16 protein-coding genes are annotated in these 15,380 nt (G+C 66.1%); 12 read left to right on the top strand and 4 right to left on the bottom strand.

The window, feature by feature from the left end:
- Positions 1–35: 35 nt before the first annotated feature.
- The 4 genes from lptB to ptsN all read left to right on the top strand — a co-directional run bounded on the left by lptB (position 36) and on the right by ptsN (position 3,621).
- Complete coding sequence (lptB, locus tag DK847_RS12700; RefSeq protein WP_111198884.1) at positions 36–818, top strand: LPS export ABC transporter ATP-binding protein; 783 nt, start codon at positions 36–38, stop codon at positions 816–818.
- A 15-nt stretch (positions 819–833) separates the two neighbouring features.
- Complete coding sequence (gene rpoN / locus DK847_RS12705) at positions 834–2,348, top strand: RNA polymerase factor sigma-54 (RefSeq protein WP_111198885.1); 1,515 nt, start codon at positions 834–836, stop codon at positions 2,346–2,348.
- 196 nt (positions 2,349–2,544) lie between these two features.
- Positions 2,545–3,114 (top strand): ribosome hibernation-promoting factor, HPF/YfiA family, encoded by a 570-nt coding sequence (gene hpf / locus DK847_RS12710; protein WP_111198886.1) that lies wholly within the window; start codon positions 2,545–2,547, stop codon positions 3,112–3,114.
- A gap of 30 nt (positions 3,115–3,144) precedes the next feature.
- Positions 3,145–3,621: a PTS IIA-like nitrogen regulatory protein PtsN gene (ptsN, locus tag DK847_RS12715; protein ID WP_111198887.1), complete on the top strand. Its 477-nt coding sequence runs from the start codon at positions 3,145–3,147 to the stop codon at positions 3,619–3,621.
- A 486-nt stretch (positions 3,622–4,107) separates the two neighbouring features.
- Here the strand turns inward: ptsN and DK847_RS12720 are convergent, their stop codons facing one another.
- Together DK847_RS12720 and DK847_RS12725 are read right to left on the bottom strand one after the other, a co-directional pair.
- Positions 4,108–4,362 (bottom strand): DUF1150 family protein, encoded by a 255-nt coding sequence (locus DK847_RS12720; protein WP_111198888.1) that lies wholly within the window; start codon positions 4,360–4,362, stop codon positions 4,108–4,110.
- A 4-nt stretch (positions 4,363–4,366) separates the two neighbouring features.
- The gene (locus DK847_RS12725; protein WP_111198889.1) at positions 4,367–4,789 is read right to left on the bottom strand and encodes an Hsp20 family protein; all 423 of its coding nucleotides are present in this window, start codon (positions 4,787–4,789) and stop codon (positions 4,367–4,369) included.
- Between the two features lie 213 nt (positions 4,790–5,002).
- On the opposite strand from DK847_RS12725, the gene DK847_RS12730 reads away from it, so the two are divergent.
- The 8 genes from DK847_RS12730 to DK847_RS12765 all read left to right on the top strand — a co-directional run bounded on the left by DK847_RS12730 (position 5,003) and on the right by DK847_RS12765 (position 13,324).
- On the top strand, positions 5,003–6,004 hold the full coding sequence (locus DK847_RS12730; protein ID WP_111198890.1) for a BMP family lipoprotein: 1,002 nt from the start codon (positions 5,003–5,005) through the stop codon (positions 6,002–6,004).
- Between the two features lie 64 nt (positions 6,005–6,068).
- Complete coding sequence (locus DK847_RS12735) at positions 6,069–7,586, top strand: ABC transporter ATP-binding protein (RefSeq protein ID WP_111198891.1); 1,518 nt, start codon at positions 6,069–6,071, stop codon at positions 7,584–7,586.
- Positions 7,586–8,695, top strand: a complete 1,110-nt coding sequence (locus DK847_RS12740) for an ABC transporter permease (RefSeq protein WP_111198892.1) — start codon at positions 7,586–7,588, stop codon at positions 8,693–8,695. Before DK847_RS12735 ends, DK847_RS12740 begins: the two co-directional genes overlap by 1 nt.
- Entirely contained in the window at positions 8,692–9,639 is a 948-nt protein-coding gene (locus DK847_RS12745; RefSeq protein ID WP_204508319.1) for an ABC transporter permease, read from the top strand. Before DK847_RS12740 ends, DK847_RS12745 begins: the two co-directional genes overlap by 4 nt.
- Before the next feature lies 1 nt (position 9,640).
- Positions 9,641–10,033, top strand: coding sequence for a cytidine deaminase (cdd, locus tag DK847_RS12750; RefSeq protein WP_111198893.1), 393 nt, complete (start codon positions 9,641–9,643; stop codon positions 10,031–10,033).
- The gene (locus tag DK847_RS12755; RefSeq protein ID WP_111198894.1) at positions 10,030–10,812 is read left to right on the top strand and encodes a purine-nucleoside phosphorylase; all 783 of its coding nucleotides are present in this window, start codon (positions 10,030–10,032) and stop codon (positions 10,810–10,812) included. Before cdd ends, DK847_RS12755 begins: the two co-directional genes overlap by 4 nt.
- 1 nt (position 10,813) lies before the next feature.
- Positions 10,814–12,121, top strand: a complete 1,308-nt coding sequence (deoA, locus tag DK847_RS12760) for a thymidine phosphorylase (protein ID WP_111198895.1) — start codon at positions 10,814–10,816, stop codon at positions 12,119–12,121.
- A gap of 12 nt (positions 12,122–12,133) precedes the next feature.
- Entirely contained in the window at positions 12,134–13,324 is a 1,191-nt protein-coding gene (locus tag DK847_RS12765; protein ID WP_111198896.1) for a phosphopentomutase, read from the top strand.
- Here the strand turns inward: DK847_RS12765 and choV are convergent.
- Positions 13,308–14,498, bottom strand: coding sequence for a choline ABC transporter ATP-binding protein (gene choV, locus DK847_RS12770; protein WP_111198897.1), 1,191 nt, complete (start codon positions 14,496–14,498; stop codon positions 13,308–13,310). The two genes, DK847_RS12765 and choV, sit on opposite strands and share 17 nt — an antisense overlap.
- Positions 14,495–15,349: a choline ABC transporter permease subunit gene (choW, locus tag DK847_RS12775; protein ID WP_111198898.1), complete on the bottom strand. Its 855-nt coding sequence runs from the start codon at positions 15,347–15,349 to the stop codon at positions 14,495–14,497. Before choW ends, choV begins: the two co-directional genes overlap by 4 nt.
- Between the last annotated feature and the right edge of the window lie 31 nt (positions 15,350–15,380).

Consider the following 15,380-nt stretch of genomic DNA (forward strand, 5'->3'; position numbering starts at 1 on the left):
ACGAAGATTTAGTGGCAGACAGGCAGGCAACGGCAATGGCGCCCCGGCGGGCACAGATTCCGCAGACGGGCGAAGCAGCCGCCGCCTCCCTCGAGCGTCCGGGCCTCGTGGTTGAAGGGCTGAGGAAGTCCTACAAGCGGCGGCCCGTGGTGCGTGATGTCTCGCTCTCCGTCAGGCGCGGTGAAGCTGTGGGACTTCTGGGACCCAATGGCGCCGGCAAGACCACGGTGTTCTACATGATCACCGGGCTCATTGCCGCCGACAGCGGCCGGATCAGCCTCGATGGCGCCGACATCACCCACCTGCCCATGTACCGCCGGGCGCGGCTGGGCATCGGGTATCTGGCGCAGGAAAGCTCGATCTTCCGCGGCCTCACGGTGGAGGAAAACATTCGCGCCGTGCTGGAGCTGACCGAGGGCTCGCGGGCGAAGCGCGAAGCGAAGTTGCGTGAGTTGCTCGATGAATTCTCCATCGCCCACATCCGGAATTCGCCGGCTGTTGCACTTTCTGGCGGCGAGCGTCGCCGGGTGGAAATCGCCCGAGCGCTTGCAGCCGACCCCGAATTCATGCTCCTCGACGAGCCCTTCGCCGGAATTGACCCGATTGCGATCGGTGATATTCGCCGCCTGGTGCGACAGCTCACCTCTCGGGGAATCGGGGTGCTTGTTACGGATCACAACGTCCGCGAAACCCTCGAGCTCATCGACAAGGCCCTCATCATCCATGAGGGCCAGGTCCTGACCGAGGGTTCACCCCAGGAAATCGTCTCCCATCCGGACGTCCGGCGCTATTACCTTGGCGCCGACTTCACCCTCTAGCGGGGGGCGCCCCCCATGGCGCTGAACCAGCGGCTCGACCTCCGCCAGGGCCAGTCCCTGGTGATGACGCCGCAGCTGCAGCAGGCGATCAAGCTGCTGCAGATGTCCAACCTCGAACTGCAGGCCTATGTCGACCAGGAGCTGGAGCGCAATCCGCTCCTCGAGCGCGACGAGCGCGCCGAGATCCAGAAGCCTGCCGAAGCGCCGGAGAGCCAGCCGGACATGGTGGCGGCCCTCGCCTCCACCTCCGCCGCCGAGGACCGGCTGCGAACGCTCGATACCGAGCTCGAGAATGTCTACACCCATGAATCGCGCGCCGATGCCGCTTCGCGTGAGGCCGCCGTGCCGCCGCCCGATTCCGGCTGGTCGTCGCTCAGGCCGCAGGGGGCGCTCTCGCTCGATGCCGAGGGGCTGGATTTCGACGCGACGCTCACCCGCCAGCCCACGCTCGCCGAGCACCTCACCGACCAGATGCACCTGCTGCTCACCGGCCCTGCCGACCAGCTCATCGGCCAGCACCTGATCGGCAGCCTCAACGAGGCGGGCTACCTCATCGCCGACATTCCCGCCATGGCCGAGGCGCTGGGCACCTCCGCGGCCCATGTCGAGGCGGTGCTGGCAATGCTTCAGTCCTGTGATCCGCCGGGCGTCTTCGCCCGCGACCTCAGGGAATGCCTCACCCTCCAGCTGAAGGAGCGTGACCGCTTCGACCCCGCCATGGCCGCCCTCGTCGCCCATCTCGATCTGGTGGCCAAGCGCGACTATGCGGCCCTCAGGACCATCTGCCGCGTCGATCTCGAGGACCTGAAGGACATGGTGGCGGAGCTCCGCGCGCTGGACCCGAAGCCCGGCCATGCCTTCGGGTCGGATCCCGTCCAGCCGGTCATCCCGGACGTCCTGGTGCGTCCCTCGCCCGAGGGCGCCTGGGTGGTGGAGCTCAACACCGATACGCTGCCGCGCGTCCTCATCAACAACCAGTACCTCGCCCGCGTCTCCGCCACCGCCCAGCGGAGCGAGGACAAGGTCTATCTGTCCGAGTGCCAGGCCAATGCCTCCTGGCTTGTGAAAAGCCTCGACCAGCGCGCCAAGACCATCCTCAAGGTGGCGCGCGAGATCGTCCGCCAGCAGGATGCCTTCCTGCTGCTCGGCATCCAGCACCTCAGGCCCCTGAACCTGCGCACCGTGGCGGATGCCATCGAGATGCACGAGTCCACCGTCAGCCGCGTCACCTCCAACAAGTACATGGCAACCCCGCGCGGCATCTTCGAGTTGAAGTATTTCTTCACCACCGCCATCGCCTCGGCGGACGGGGAGGGCGATGCCCACTCGGCTGAGGCCGTTCGCCACCGCATCCGCGAGTTGATCGCAGCCGAGGGCCAGGACGTGCTGTCGGATGACACGATCGTCGACAGGTTGAAGGCCTCGGGCATCGACATTGCCCGTCGGACAGTGGCCAAGTACCGGGAAAGCCTGGGGATTCCTTCTTCCGTCCAGCGCCGCCGGGAAGCCCGCGTGCAGGCTGCCCAATAGGGTTTGACGGGGCCTCCGCCCTCGACTAGGTTCCGCCCGCTTCGCGAAGGGGCCCCTGGGGAAGGGGGTCCGGTACGCAGGTTCAGCGAAGCGGAAGGCAACTGCGTTTCGGATCCGCCGGACAGCCCAGTTGACGTGTCAGCCAAACGCGCCCATGTGTAATCGCAGGGGCGAAGCAGGGATATTTGCGACGGCCATGCAGATCAAAGTCACCGGAAAGAACCTCGATGTTGGCGACGCCTTGCGCGAGCACATCGAAAGCCGCCTCGGCACCCTCCAGCAGAAGTATTTCGACGGCACCGTTCACGCCACCGTGACGGTGGAGAAGCAGCGCAGCTTCTTCCACACCGACTGCGCCCTCCACCTCGCCACCGGCCTCGTGCTGCAGGCCGAGGGCACCGGCGCTGAAGCCCATCCGAGCTTCGACGAGGCCGCCGCCCATCTCGAAAAGCAGCTCCGCCGCTACAAGCAGCGCCTCAAGGACCATCACCGCAAGCGCCGCGAGCCGGTCCGCCAGTTCGAGGCCCAGAGCTATGTGATCGAGCCGCAGTCCGACGAGCATGACGGCCAGGGCGAGCACCCCGTCGTGGTGGCCGAGACCGGCCTCAAGCTGCCGGAACTCTCGGTTGGCGAGGCGGTTATGCAACTCGACATCTCCACCCAGCCGTTCCTGCTATTCCGCAATGGTGGCCATGGCGGGCTCAATCTCGTCTACCGGCGTCCCGACGGCAACATCGGCTGGGTCGATCCCAAGCCGGCGGCCTGACGCGCGACCTTCCCGGGGAGCTGACCCGACATGACCCTCGATTCCCTGATCGACAAGCAGTCCGTTCTGGCGAGCCTCAAGGCGCCCAACAAGAAACAGCTGCTTCAGGAACTCTCCCAGGCCCTCGCCGCCCAGGTGGCGGTGGACCACCGGGTGATTCTCGAGACGCTGATGAAGCGCGAGAAGCTGGGTTCCACCGGCATCGGCCAGGGCATCGCCATCCCGCATGGCAAGCTGCCGTCGATCAGCCGCGTCTATGGCCTGTTCGCGAGGCTCGCCCAGCCGGTCGATTTCGATTCGGTCGACGGCCAGCCGGTTGACCTCGTCTTCGTGCTGCTGGCCCCCGAGGATGCCGGCGCCGACCACCTGAAGGCCCTCGCCAAGATCTCGCGCCTGCTGCGCGACCCCGCCGTGGTCGCCAAGCTGCGCGGCACCGATGATGCCATGGGCCTCTACGCGATCCTGACCGAGCCCGCCGCCAACCCGAAATCGGCCTCGGCGGCTTAGGGGCATATCCAGTTATTGCCGTCATCCCGGCGAAGGCCGGGATCCCGCTTCCTTCCCCTGGTCTCCTCATGAATTCATCTCCCCCGGGCCTGACCCGGGGGCCCTTTGTCCGCCGCCCGAAAGGGATGCGCGGATCAAGTCCGCGCAAGGTGAATTCACAGAGTGCCGGACCGAAGCGGGACCCCGGCCTTCGCCGGGGTGACGCCAGTTTCGGGGGTATGACAGAACTCACTCCCACCACTCCCTCCTCGCCGGAAGGGGGGTCCCCCGGCACGCACCTCGCCCGCAGGGCCAGGGGAGAGGGTCATCCGGGATCGGCTGTGGCGCGCCGGCCCGGGAAATCTTTCACAATGTCAATCAGCAGCAGGCACGTGCTGGGATATATAGAACAAAATAGGAACAAAGTCAAGCTGAAAATTCCTGCTGCAGGATAAAAAAGGGCCCCGGCATCCGCCGGGGCCCGTCATTCAGCACTGGTTTGCGGGCTCAGTGCACGCTCATCGGCATCAGCTCATGTTCGAAGGCGCTGCCCATGGCCGCTTCCTTCGAGCCGGAGATCGACACCGGCGTGCCATCGGCATTGTAGAGGCAGAACAGCTTCGAGTCGGCCGAAACGCTGGCCTGCCCGCCCAGCAGCCGCTTGGCTTCGTTGACTGCGATCTCGCGGATATATCCGAGGTCGCCCTCGCCCAGCAAAGCTAGGTCCTGCGGCGTGAGATCGACGGACTTCTTCAATTCCATATGATCACCCTCCAATCTGGATACGGCGGACCACCCGCCGCGGTTCGGGTCGTTCGAGGTGGAGTTCGAGCAGGCCGTTCTCCAGCCTCGCCCCGGTCACCTCCATCCCGTCCGCCAGCACGAAGGCCCGCTGGAACTGGCGGGCCGCGATGCCGCGGTGCAGGTAGGCCTTCCCGTCCTCCTCCTTCTGGCGGCCGCGGATCACCAGCTGGTTCTCCTCGACCGTCACGTCCAGCTCGTCGCGGGCAAAGCCCGCCACGGCCAGCGTGATGCGAAGCCGCTCGGCCTCGCCCTCCGCGCGCGGAAGCCGTTCGATGTTGTAGGGTGGATAGCCGTCCCCGCCGGTCTTGGTGGCCCGGTCGAGCATCCGCTCGAGCTCATCGAAGCCGAGCAGCAGGGGGGACGAAAAAACAGACAGACTTTTCATTTCGGTTTTGCCCTCGTGAAGCAGCAATGAGCTGGAACCCGGACGCGGCATCCTCAGCTACAACCATCATATGTGAAACCTGTTCCCGGCTTTCAAGCCGCCCGCTTGACCGGCCCATGGCGGGGGTGTTTTGATCGGATGATCAACATTGCTATCGCCACCCCGGCAGGGTTGTGGTTAGATCGGACAAACACTTCAAACAGGGAGACGAAGATGCTCAGACGTTCACTCCTCGCCGCCGTGGCGGCCCTTGCCATGTCGGCCACCGCCGCGCTGGCGGCGGATGACAAGCCGGCGATCGTGTTCGACATCGGCGGCAAGTTCGACAAGTCGTTCAACGAAAGCATGTTCAACGGCTCCGAGAAGTTCAAGAAGGAGACCGGCATCGCCTATGGCGAGTTCGAGATCGCCAACGAGGCCCAGCGCGAGCAGGCCATCCGCAACTTCGCCGACCAGGGCTATTCCCCCATCATCGCGGCGGGCTTCGCCCAGGCCGCGGCGCTGGAGAAGGTCGCCAAGGAGTATCCGGACCTCAAGTTCGCCATCGTCGACATGGTGGTGGACCTGCCCAATGTCCAGTCCATCGTGTTCAAGGAGGAGGAGGGCTCCTACCTCGTCGGCCTCCTCGCCGGCATGGCGTCCAAGTCCGGCAAGGTCGGCTTCGTCGGCGGCATGGACATTCCGCTGATCCGCAAGTTCGGCTGCGGCTATGCCCAGGGCGTGAAGGCCGCCAAGGCCGATGCCACCGTCATCCAGAACATGACGGGTGACACCGGTGCCGCCTGGAACGACCCGGTCAAGGGCGGCGAGATCACCAAGGGCCAGATGGCCCAGGGTGCCGACGTCATCTATGCCGCCGCCGGCGCCACGGGCCTGGGCGTCCTTCAGGCCGCTGCCGATGGCGGTGCGCTGTCGATCGGCGTCGACGCCAACCAGAACTACCTGCACCCCGGCAAGGTCCTCACCTCCATGCTGAAGCGCGTCGACGTCGCCGTCTTCAACGTGATGATGTCCGGCAAGGACGGTTCCTTCACGCCGGGCATCAAGGTGCTCGGCCTCGCCGAGGATGGCGTGGGCTATGCGGTGGACGACAACAACAAGCCGCTGCTGACGCCCGAGATGACCGCCGCGGCCGAGAAGGCCAGGGCCGACATCATCGCCGGCACCATCAAGGTGCACGACTACACGACCGACAATACCTGCCCCGTGCAGTAAGTCACTGCGAGCCGCTTTCCATCCGGAAGGCGGCTCGAACCTTGCCTGCTGAAACGGGAACGGCATGACTCCCGCCATCGAACTCATCCGCATCGACAAGCGCTTCGGCTCCGTCCATGCCAACAAGGACGTGTCGCTGGCGATCGAGCCCGGCTCCATCCACGGCATCATCGGCGAGAACGGTGCGGGCAAGTCGACCCTGATGTCGATCCTCTTCGGCTTCTACCACGCCGACTCGGGCGAGATCCGCGTCAAGGGAAGCCCGGTGAAGATCCGCTCCTCATCCGATGCCATCGCGCTCGGCATCGGCATGGTGCACCAGCACTTCATGCTGGTCGAGCCCTTCACCGTGCTTGAGAACGTGGTGCTCGGCGCCGAGGGCGGCCGCCTCATCGGCCCGGCACTCGCCAAGGCCCGCGCCGAACTCGAGCGCCTCGCCGCGGATTATGAACTCGAGGTCGACCCCGACGCCATCGTCGGTGAACTGCCTGTCGGCCTGCAGCAGCGCGTCGAAATCCTCAAGGCCCTGTTCAAGGGCGCCGAGACCCTGATCCTCGACGAGCCCACCGGCGTCCTCACGCCGGACGAGGCCGACCACCTGTTCCGCATCCTCCGTACACTGAAGGACCAGGGCAAGACCGTCATCCTCATCACCCACAAGCTGCGCGAGATCATGGCCATCACCGACCGCGTCTCGGTCATGCGCCGCGGCGAGCTGGTGGCGACGAAGGAGACGAAAGCCACCAACGTCGAGGAACTGGCCGAGCTGATGGTCGGCCGCCGGGTGCTGCTCAGCGTCGAGAAGGGGCCGTCAAATCCCGGCGAGACGGTGCTGGAGGTCAAGAACCTCACCTGGAAGGACAGGAAGGGCGTGCCCCGCGTCGACAATGTCTCCTTCAGCGTGAGGAAGGGCGAGATCGTCGGCATTGCCGGCGTCTCCGGCAACGGCCAGTCGGAACTGCTCGACGTCATCGCCGGCATTGCAAAGCCCAGCTCCGGCCAGGTGATCTTCGAGGGCAAGGACATCGGCATCCTCGGTGACCCGCGCCACGTGCGCGAGGAGGGGCTGGCCCATGTTCCGGAGGACCGCCAGCACCGCGGCCTCATCGGCAGCTTCGATGCCGCCGAGAGCGCCATCCTCGGCTGGCATCATCTCGAGCAGCTGGGCAAGGGCTTCCGTCTCGACCGTGACAAGGTCGTCGCCCGGGCCCGCGCCGAGATGGAGGAGTTCGACGTCCGCCCGCCCGACCCCTTCCTCAAGTCCTCCAAGTTCTCCGGCGGCAACCAGCAGAAGCTGATCATCGCGCGCGAGATCAAGTCCAACCCCGATCTCCTCATCGTCGGCCAGCCCACACGCGGGGTCGACATCGGCGCCATCGAATACATCCACAAGCGCATCATCCAGCTGCGCGACGAGGGCAAGGCGGTGCTCCTCGTCTCGGTCGAGCTCGACGAGATCCGCTCCATGTCGGACCGCATCCTGGTCATGTTCGCCGGCCGCATCATGGGCGAGCGCGGGCCGGGCGCCGACGAGCGCGAGCTGGGCCTGCTCATGGCCGGCGTCGCCCGGGATGCCGCCTGATGGTACAGCACCGCGGCGAACTTCCGCACTGGGTCGACGTCGGCCTCATTCCGCTCATCAACCTCTGCGTGGCGCTGGCCGTCTCGGGCCTCATCGTGCTCATCATCGGCGAGAACCCGGTGGAGGCGATGTGGATCATGCTCAAGGGGGCCGTCGGCTCGCTCAAGGGCTGGGGCTACCTCCTCTACTATGCCACCACCTTCGTCTTCACCGGGCTTGCCGTGGCGGTGGCCTTCCACGCCGGCCTCTTCAATATCGGCGGCGAGGGCCAGGCCTACATGGCGGGCGTCGGTGCGGCCGCGGTGGGCCTGGGGCTGGAGTTCCTGCCCTGGCCCATCCTCATCCCCCTCGCCATCCTCGCCTCCATGGCCATGGGCGCCTTCTGGGCCTGGATTCCCGGCGTGCTGCAGGCCAAGCGCGGCAGCCACATCGTGATCACCACGATCATGTTCAACTTCATCGCGGCGAGCCTCGTCGGCTACCTGATCAACTACTGGTTCCGCCCCGTCGGCAAGATGGCGGTCGAGAGCCGCGAGATCACCGGGGCCTACATCATGAGCGCGCGCGAGGTGGCGCGCGAATTCTTCGGCGTCAGGATCGCCTCCTCGCCGCTGAACTTCTCCGTCTTCCTCGCGCTCATCGCGGCCTGGGCGGTGTGGTACCTGCTGTGGCGCACCAAGCTCGGCTACGAGATCCGCGCGCTGGGGGCGAACCCGGCCGCCGCGGTCTATGCCGGCATCAGGCCGGACCGCATCATCATCATCGCCATGGTCATCTCCGGCGCGCTCGCGGGCCTCGTGCCGGTGAACGAGATCCTCGGCGTCCAGCACCGGCTGGTGCTGGGCTATGTCGGCGGCGCCGGCTTCGTCGGCATTGCCGTGGCGCTGATGGGCCGCTCGCACCCCATCGGCATCCTGCTCGCCGCCATGCTCTTCGGCCTGCTCTATCAGGGCGGCTCCGAGCTTTCCTTCGCCAAGCCTGAGATCAACCGCGACATGGTGGTGGTGATCCAGGGCCTCGTGATCCTGTTCATGGGGGCCCTCGAATATGCCTTCCGGCCGGCACTCTCGGCGCTGTTCTATCCCGTCGGCGGGGAGGGCAACCAGTGAACCTCTACATCGAGCTCCTCGCCTCCACGATCCGCATGAGCGTACCGCTGATCCTCGCCTGCATGGCGGGGCTCTGGTCGGAGCGGTCGGGCATCGTCGACATCGGGCTCGAGGGCAAGATGCTGATCGCCGCCTTCGTTGCGGCCTCCGCCTCCGCCGTCTTCGGCTCGGCCTGGATCGGCCTGTTCTGCGCCATCCTGGCCTCGCTCGCCTTCGCGCTCGTCCACGGCTATGCCTCGATCAACCAGCGCGGCAACCAAGTGGTCTCGGGCGTTGCCATCAACATGCTGGCCGCCGGTCTCGCCGTGGTGCTCGGCAATGAATGGTTCAAGGAGGGCGGCCGCACGCCGGCCCTTCCGCCGGACGGGCGATTCCTGCCCTTCCAGTTCCCCGCACTGGACACGCTGCCCGTCATCGGACCGCTGGTCCGGATCTTCTTCGAACATTCGATCCTTGCCTATGTCGCCTTCCTGCTGGTGCCGCTCACCGCCTGGGCGCTGGCCCGCACCCGCTTCGGCCTCAGGCTCCGCGCCGTGGGCGAAAACCCGCATGCGGTGGACACGGCCGGCATCTCGGTCGCGGCCCTGCGCTATCGCGCCGTCATCATCGCGGGCGTGCTGTGCGGCATTGCCGGGGCCTATATCTCCACCTCGCTGTCCTCGAGCTTCGTGCGCGACATGACGGCGGGCGGCGGCTTCATGGCGCTCGCGGCGCTGATCTTCGCCAACTGGCGCGCCTGGCCGGCCTTGGGCGCCTGCCTGCTCTTCGGCTTCCTGCAGGCGGTGGGCAATTTCGCGCAAGGCGCCTCGGTCGGCGGCTTCCAGATCCCGGTGCAGTTCATCAACATGCTTCCTTACGTGCTCACCGTCGTGCTGCTCGCCGGCTTCATCGGCAAGTCGGTGCCACCCAAGGCCTCTGGCCTCCCCTATACGAAGGACCGCTGACATGCATGACCTGATCGAGGAGGCGAAGTCCGCCCGCCTGCGCGCCCATGCGCCCTATTCGAAATTCCTCGTCGGTGCCGCCATGCGCGATGAATATGGCCGCGTCCATGGCGGCTGCAACATCGAGAACGCCTCTTACCCGCAGGGCTGGTGCGCCGAGCCTTCCGCCATCTCCGCCCTCGTCATGGCCGGCGGGCGGAAGATCACCGAGATCGCGGTGATGGGCAATGGCGCGACGCTGTGCACCCCCTGCGGCGGCTGCCGCCAGAAGATCCGCGAATTCGCCGCACCGGACGTCAGGATCCATTGCTGCACTGAATCGGGCGAACTGATCCAGACCTTCACGCTGGAGGAGCTGCTGCCCTTCTCCTTCGGCCCGGAGAACCTCGCATGAATGTGCTGGCCGAAAAACTGAAGGGCAGGGCGCCGAAGACCGCCATCATCCTCGGCTCCAGCCTCGGCGCACTGGCCGAGGCCGTCGAGGACCCGCTCATCATTCCGTATACGGATCTTGCGGGCTTCCCCGTGCCGAAGATCTCGGGCCACGCCGGCAAGCTCTTCGTCGGAACACTGGGCGGGAAGGAGGTCGCCGTCCTCGCCGGCCGCGCCCACCCTTACGAGTCCGGCAACGCCGCCGTCATGCGCCCGGCGATCGAGATGCTGAAGGGGGCAGGGATCGAGACGCTGATCCTCACCAACGCGGCGGGAAGCCTCAAGCCCGGGATGCGCCCGGGCTCCATCATGCTGATCTCGGACCACATCAACTATTCCGGCATGAACCCGTTGATCGGCCAGCACGGTGACGAGAACTTCGTGCCGATGACCGATGCCTATGACCCCGCGCTCCGCGCCCGCTTCCACGCCGCGGCGAAGGCGGAGGGCATTGCGCTCCACGAAGGCGTCTATTGCTGGTACTCCGGCCCCTCCTTCGAGACCCCGGCGGAGATCCGCATGTTCCAGGTCATCGGCGGCTCTGCCGTGGGCATGTCGACCGCGCCCGAGACGATCCTCGCCCGCCGCTTCGGCCTGAAGGTTGCGGGCCTCTCCGTCATCACCAACCTCGCCGCGGGCATCGAGGGCGCATCGCCGAGCCACGAGGAAACGAAGCGCGAGGGGGCAAAGGCCGCGGAGAACATGAAGCTCCTCGTCACCCGCTTTCTAAGGGATAGCTGACATGCTGCCGCAGGAGCTGATCCGCCGCAAGCGCGACGGCGCATCGCTGAAGCGCGAGGAAGTGAAGGACTTCATCGCAGGCCTCACCTCGGGTGCGGTATCCGAAGGCCAGGTCGCCGCCTTCGCCATGGCGGTATTCTTCCGCGGCATGAGCCGGGAGGAGGCCGTGGGCCTGACGCTGGCCATGCGCGATTCCGGCACCGTGCTGCAGTGGGACCTGCCCGGCCCGGTGGTCGACAAGCATTCCTCCGGCGGCATCGGCGACAATCTCTCGCTCATGCTCGCCCCCATGCTCGCCGCCTGCGGCTGCTACGTGCCGATGATTTCCGGGAGGGGCCTTGGCCACACCGGCGGCACGCTGGACAAGCTCGATTCCATTCCCGGCTATGCCACCCAGCCGGGGCTCGATCTCTTTCGCCGTGTGACGCGCGAGGCGGGCTGCGCCATCATCGGCCAGACCGCCGACCTCGCCCCCGCCGACAAGCGCCTCTATGGCATCCGCGACGTGACGGCGACGGTCGAGTCGGTGCCGCTCATCACGGCCTCCATTCTTTCCAAGAAGCTCGCCGCGGGACTTGGCTCCCTCGTCCTCGACGTGAAGATGGGCTCCGGCGCCTTCATGACGCGCATGGCCGATGCCGAGGAACTGGCCGAGAGCCTCGTCGACGTGGCGAATGGCGCGGGCCTTCCCACTACGGCGCTGATCACCGACATGAGCGAGCCGCTCGCACCCTGCGCCGGCAATGCGCTGGAGGTGGCCCATGCCTGCGATTTCCTGCTCAACCGCCGCAGCGATCCCCGCGTCATGGACATCACCCTGGCGCTGGGCGCCGAACTGCTGGTCAGCACCGGCATCGCGCCAGACGCCGCCCAGGCCCGCTCCCGCCTCGAGGCAGCGCTCACCTCCGGCAGGGCGGCTGAACATTTCGAGCGCATGGTTGCCGCGCTGGGCGGCCCGGCGAACTTCCTTTCCACCTTCCGCGAGCGGCTGGCAACGGCCCCGGTCATCCGCCCCGTCCATGCCGACCGCGAGGGCTTCGTCTCCGCCATCCAGACCCGCGATCTGGGCCTCGCTGTCATCGAACTGGGCGGCGGCCGCCGCGTGGCCTCCGATGTGATCGACCACCGCGTCGGCCTCTCGCAACTGCTCGGCAAGGCTGCACGGGCCGACGTTTCGCAACCCCTCTGTCTCGTCCACGCGGCTGATGAGGACAGCTTCGCGAAGGCTGCGGAAATCGTCAAATCCGCTTATGTTGTGGGCGAGCGCCCCGGTGAATCGGCAACGGTGCTGGCGCGCATCACTGGCTGAAGCGGAGCAAAGATGGCGCGCGCCTTCCTGTTGATTCTCGATTCCTTCGGCATCGGTGGCGCACCCGATGCGGCAAGCTTCGGCGACGACGGCGCCAACACGCTCGGCCACATCTGCGATCACATGACGCTGAACGTGCCGCACATGGCCTCACTTGGACTGGGGCAGGCGGCGGCACTATCGACTGGCCGCAACCCGCTCGCGGCGCAACCTCTCATCGGACAATTTGGCGTGGCCCGCGAAGTCTCCCGCGGCAAGGACACGATCACCGGCCACTGGGAGATCGCCGGCGTGCCGCTGGCTTTCGACTGGGGCTATTTCCCGCACAGCGTCCCGGCTTTCCCTCAGGACTTGATCGACGGCATCGTCACCCGGGCGAAGATCCCGGGCCTGCTCGCCCTGTGCCATGCGTCGGGCACGCAGGTCATCGAGGACTTCGGCGAAGAGCACATCCGCAGCGGCAAGCCCATCGCCTATACCAGTGCTGACAGCGTGCTGCAGATCGCGGCGCATGAGGAGCATTTCGGGCTCGACCGCCTCTACGAGGTCTGCCGCATCGCGCGCGAGCTCACCTATCCCATGAACATCGGCCGTGTCATTGCGCGGCCTTTCCTCGGAGAGCGGCCGGGGGAATTCAAGCGCACCGGACACCGCAAGGACTTCGCGGTGACGCCGCCGCAGCCCACCCTGCTGGAGGTGCTGAGCAGGGCGGGCCGGGACGTCGTCTCGGTCGGCAAGATCGGCGACATCTATGCCCATGTGGGAACCGGCCGCGAGTTCAAGGTGGCGGGCAACCCGGCCTTCCTCGAAACGACCCTCGCCAACATGGACGGCCTTGGCGAGGGCGGCTTCCTGATGACCAATTTCGTCGACTTCGACACCGAATTCGGCCACCGCCGTGATCCGGTGGGTTACGGCCGGCTGCTCGAATCCTTCGATGCCGGGCTTCCGCGCATCATGGCGAAGTTGCGCGCGGGCGACCTGCTCGTCCTTACCGCGGATCACGGAAATGACCCTACGTGGCGCGGCACCGATCACACCCGCGAGCAGATCCCGGTGATGAGCTACATGCCGGGCATGCATCCCGGCAGCTTCGGGCTCAGAAAAAGCTTCGCCGACATCGGCCAGACCATCGCGCACCATCTCGGCGCCGGCCCGCTCGCCGCCGGCACCGCCTGGGACCCGGCTACTCCTGGCGCTTGAGCACCGCCTGCAGCACATTCCTGACGCCGATGGCGCCGAGGAATCGGTCATTCTCGTCGAAGATCGCCACGGGGGCGACGTCGGTGTTGTGAATGGCCAGCATCACCACCTTCAGCGAGGTTCCCGGCCGCGCCCAGAACACCGGGCGATGGCCCTCATCGACAGGTGTTTCGACGTGATCGCATGACACCCAGGTGGCGGGATGCCCGTCGCGTTCCGCGGCGACGACCTTGCCATCGGTCCCCAGCCTGAAGCGCGTGGTGCGGCGCTTGTCCAGCCACACCCAGCCATCGGCATCCTTCTCCAACTCGTGCAGTGCCCGCATCACGTTCCATGCGGTCAGCACCGAGAGCGGGTTCACATTGGCGATGAAGTCCCGCACATAGTCGTTGGCGGGCTTCAGCACGATGTCCTCCGGCGCTCCCGACTGGACGATGCGGCCGCCCTCCATGATGGTGATGCGGTTGCCGATCTTGAGCGCTTCCTCGAGGTCGTGGCTGACGAAGAGAATGGTCTTCTTGATCTGTTTCTGCAGCTGCAGGAGCTCGTCCTGCAGCTTGGTGCGGATCAGTGGATCGAGCGCGGAGAAGGGCTCGTCCATCAGCAGGATCGGCGCTTCCGTTGCAAACGCCCGGGCCAGGCCGACGCGCTGCTGCATGCCGCCCGAGAGCTCGTGGACGTATTTGTTGGCCCATTGCTTGAGGCCGACGAGCTCCAATTGCTTGTCGACCTTGGCATTGCGCTCAGGCACAGGAACGCCTGCAAGCTCCAGGCCGAAGCCGGCGTTCTCGCGCACCGTTCGCCACGGCAGCAGCGCGAACTGCTGGAACACCATGGCCACCTGTTTCTGGCGGATGTGGCGCAGCGTGGGCTCGTCGCAGGAGGCGACATCGACCATGCGGCTTCCATCCTTCACCAGCACCTCGCCGCCCGTCACCTTGTTGAGGCCGTTGACGGCGCGCAGCAGCGTCGACTTGCCGGAGCCCGAAAGCCCCATCAGCACGCTGATCTCGCCCTCGTTGACGGTGAGGCTGGCTTGCGTGGCTCCCAGCACCGCACCGGTCTTGGCCAGGATCTCCGAGCGGTCGGTGCCGGCATGGGCCAGCTTGAGAGCTTCGTCGGTCTTGTCGCCGAAGATGATGTCGACGTTTCTGAACTCTATTGCCGTCGTCATTTCTTGGCTCCCGCCTTCACCGCCAGCATGCGGTCGAGGATGATGGCCAGCACCACGATGGCGAGGCCCGCCTCGATGCCGAGCGGAATGTTGCGGTTGGACAACGCCTTGAACACCGGGTTGCCGAGTGACGGCGCGCCGATCAGCGTGGCGAAGACCACCATGGAGAGCGACAGCATGATGCATTGCGTGAGGCCGGCCATGATCGATGGCATGGCGGCCGGCAGTTCCACCTTCCACAGGAGTTGCCGCTTGGTGGCGCCGAAGGCCTCGCCCGCCTCGATCATCGGCTTGGGGATCGAGGTGATGCCGAGATAGGTCATGCGCACCGGCGCCGGCATGGCGAAGATGATGGTGACGATGAGGGCAGGTGCAGCACCCAGCCCGAACAGGATGAGGATGGGGATCAGGTAGACGAAGGTCGGCATGGTCTGCATCAGGTCGAGGATCGGCTGGGTGACATGCCAGACCCTGGTCTTGTGCGCCGCCCAGATGCCGAGCGGCACGCCCATGGCCATCGACAGCGCGGTGGCGCCGACGACCAGCACCAGCGTCTGCACCGTTTCCTTCCACAGGCCCTGGTTTATGATGAAGAGAAGGCCGATCAGCACGCCCAGCGCCAGCTTCCACGACTTCTGCAGCCAATAGGCGAAGCCGGCGATGGCGAGTGCCAGCAGCACCGGCGGAATGGCGAGCAGGCCCGCCGTGGTCCAGTCCACCACGAAGTTGAGCGACACCTTGAGGGCGTCGAACAGCCACTGGAAGTAATTGACGATGAAGTCCATGAAGCTCTTGCCCCATGGCCCCACCGGGATCTTCCACGACCGGATGAAATTGGAGACCGGATCCATCTGCCCCTCCCCCGAGAGTGACGCCGCTGGC

Source organism: Aestuariivirga litoralis (genome assembly GCF_003234965.1).
GTDB lineage: Bacteria > Pseudomonadota > Alphaproteobacteria > Rhizobiales > Aestuariivirgaceae > Aestuariivirga > Aestuariivirga litoralis.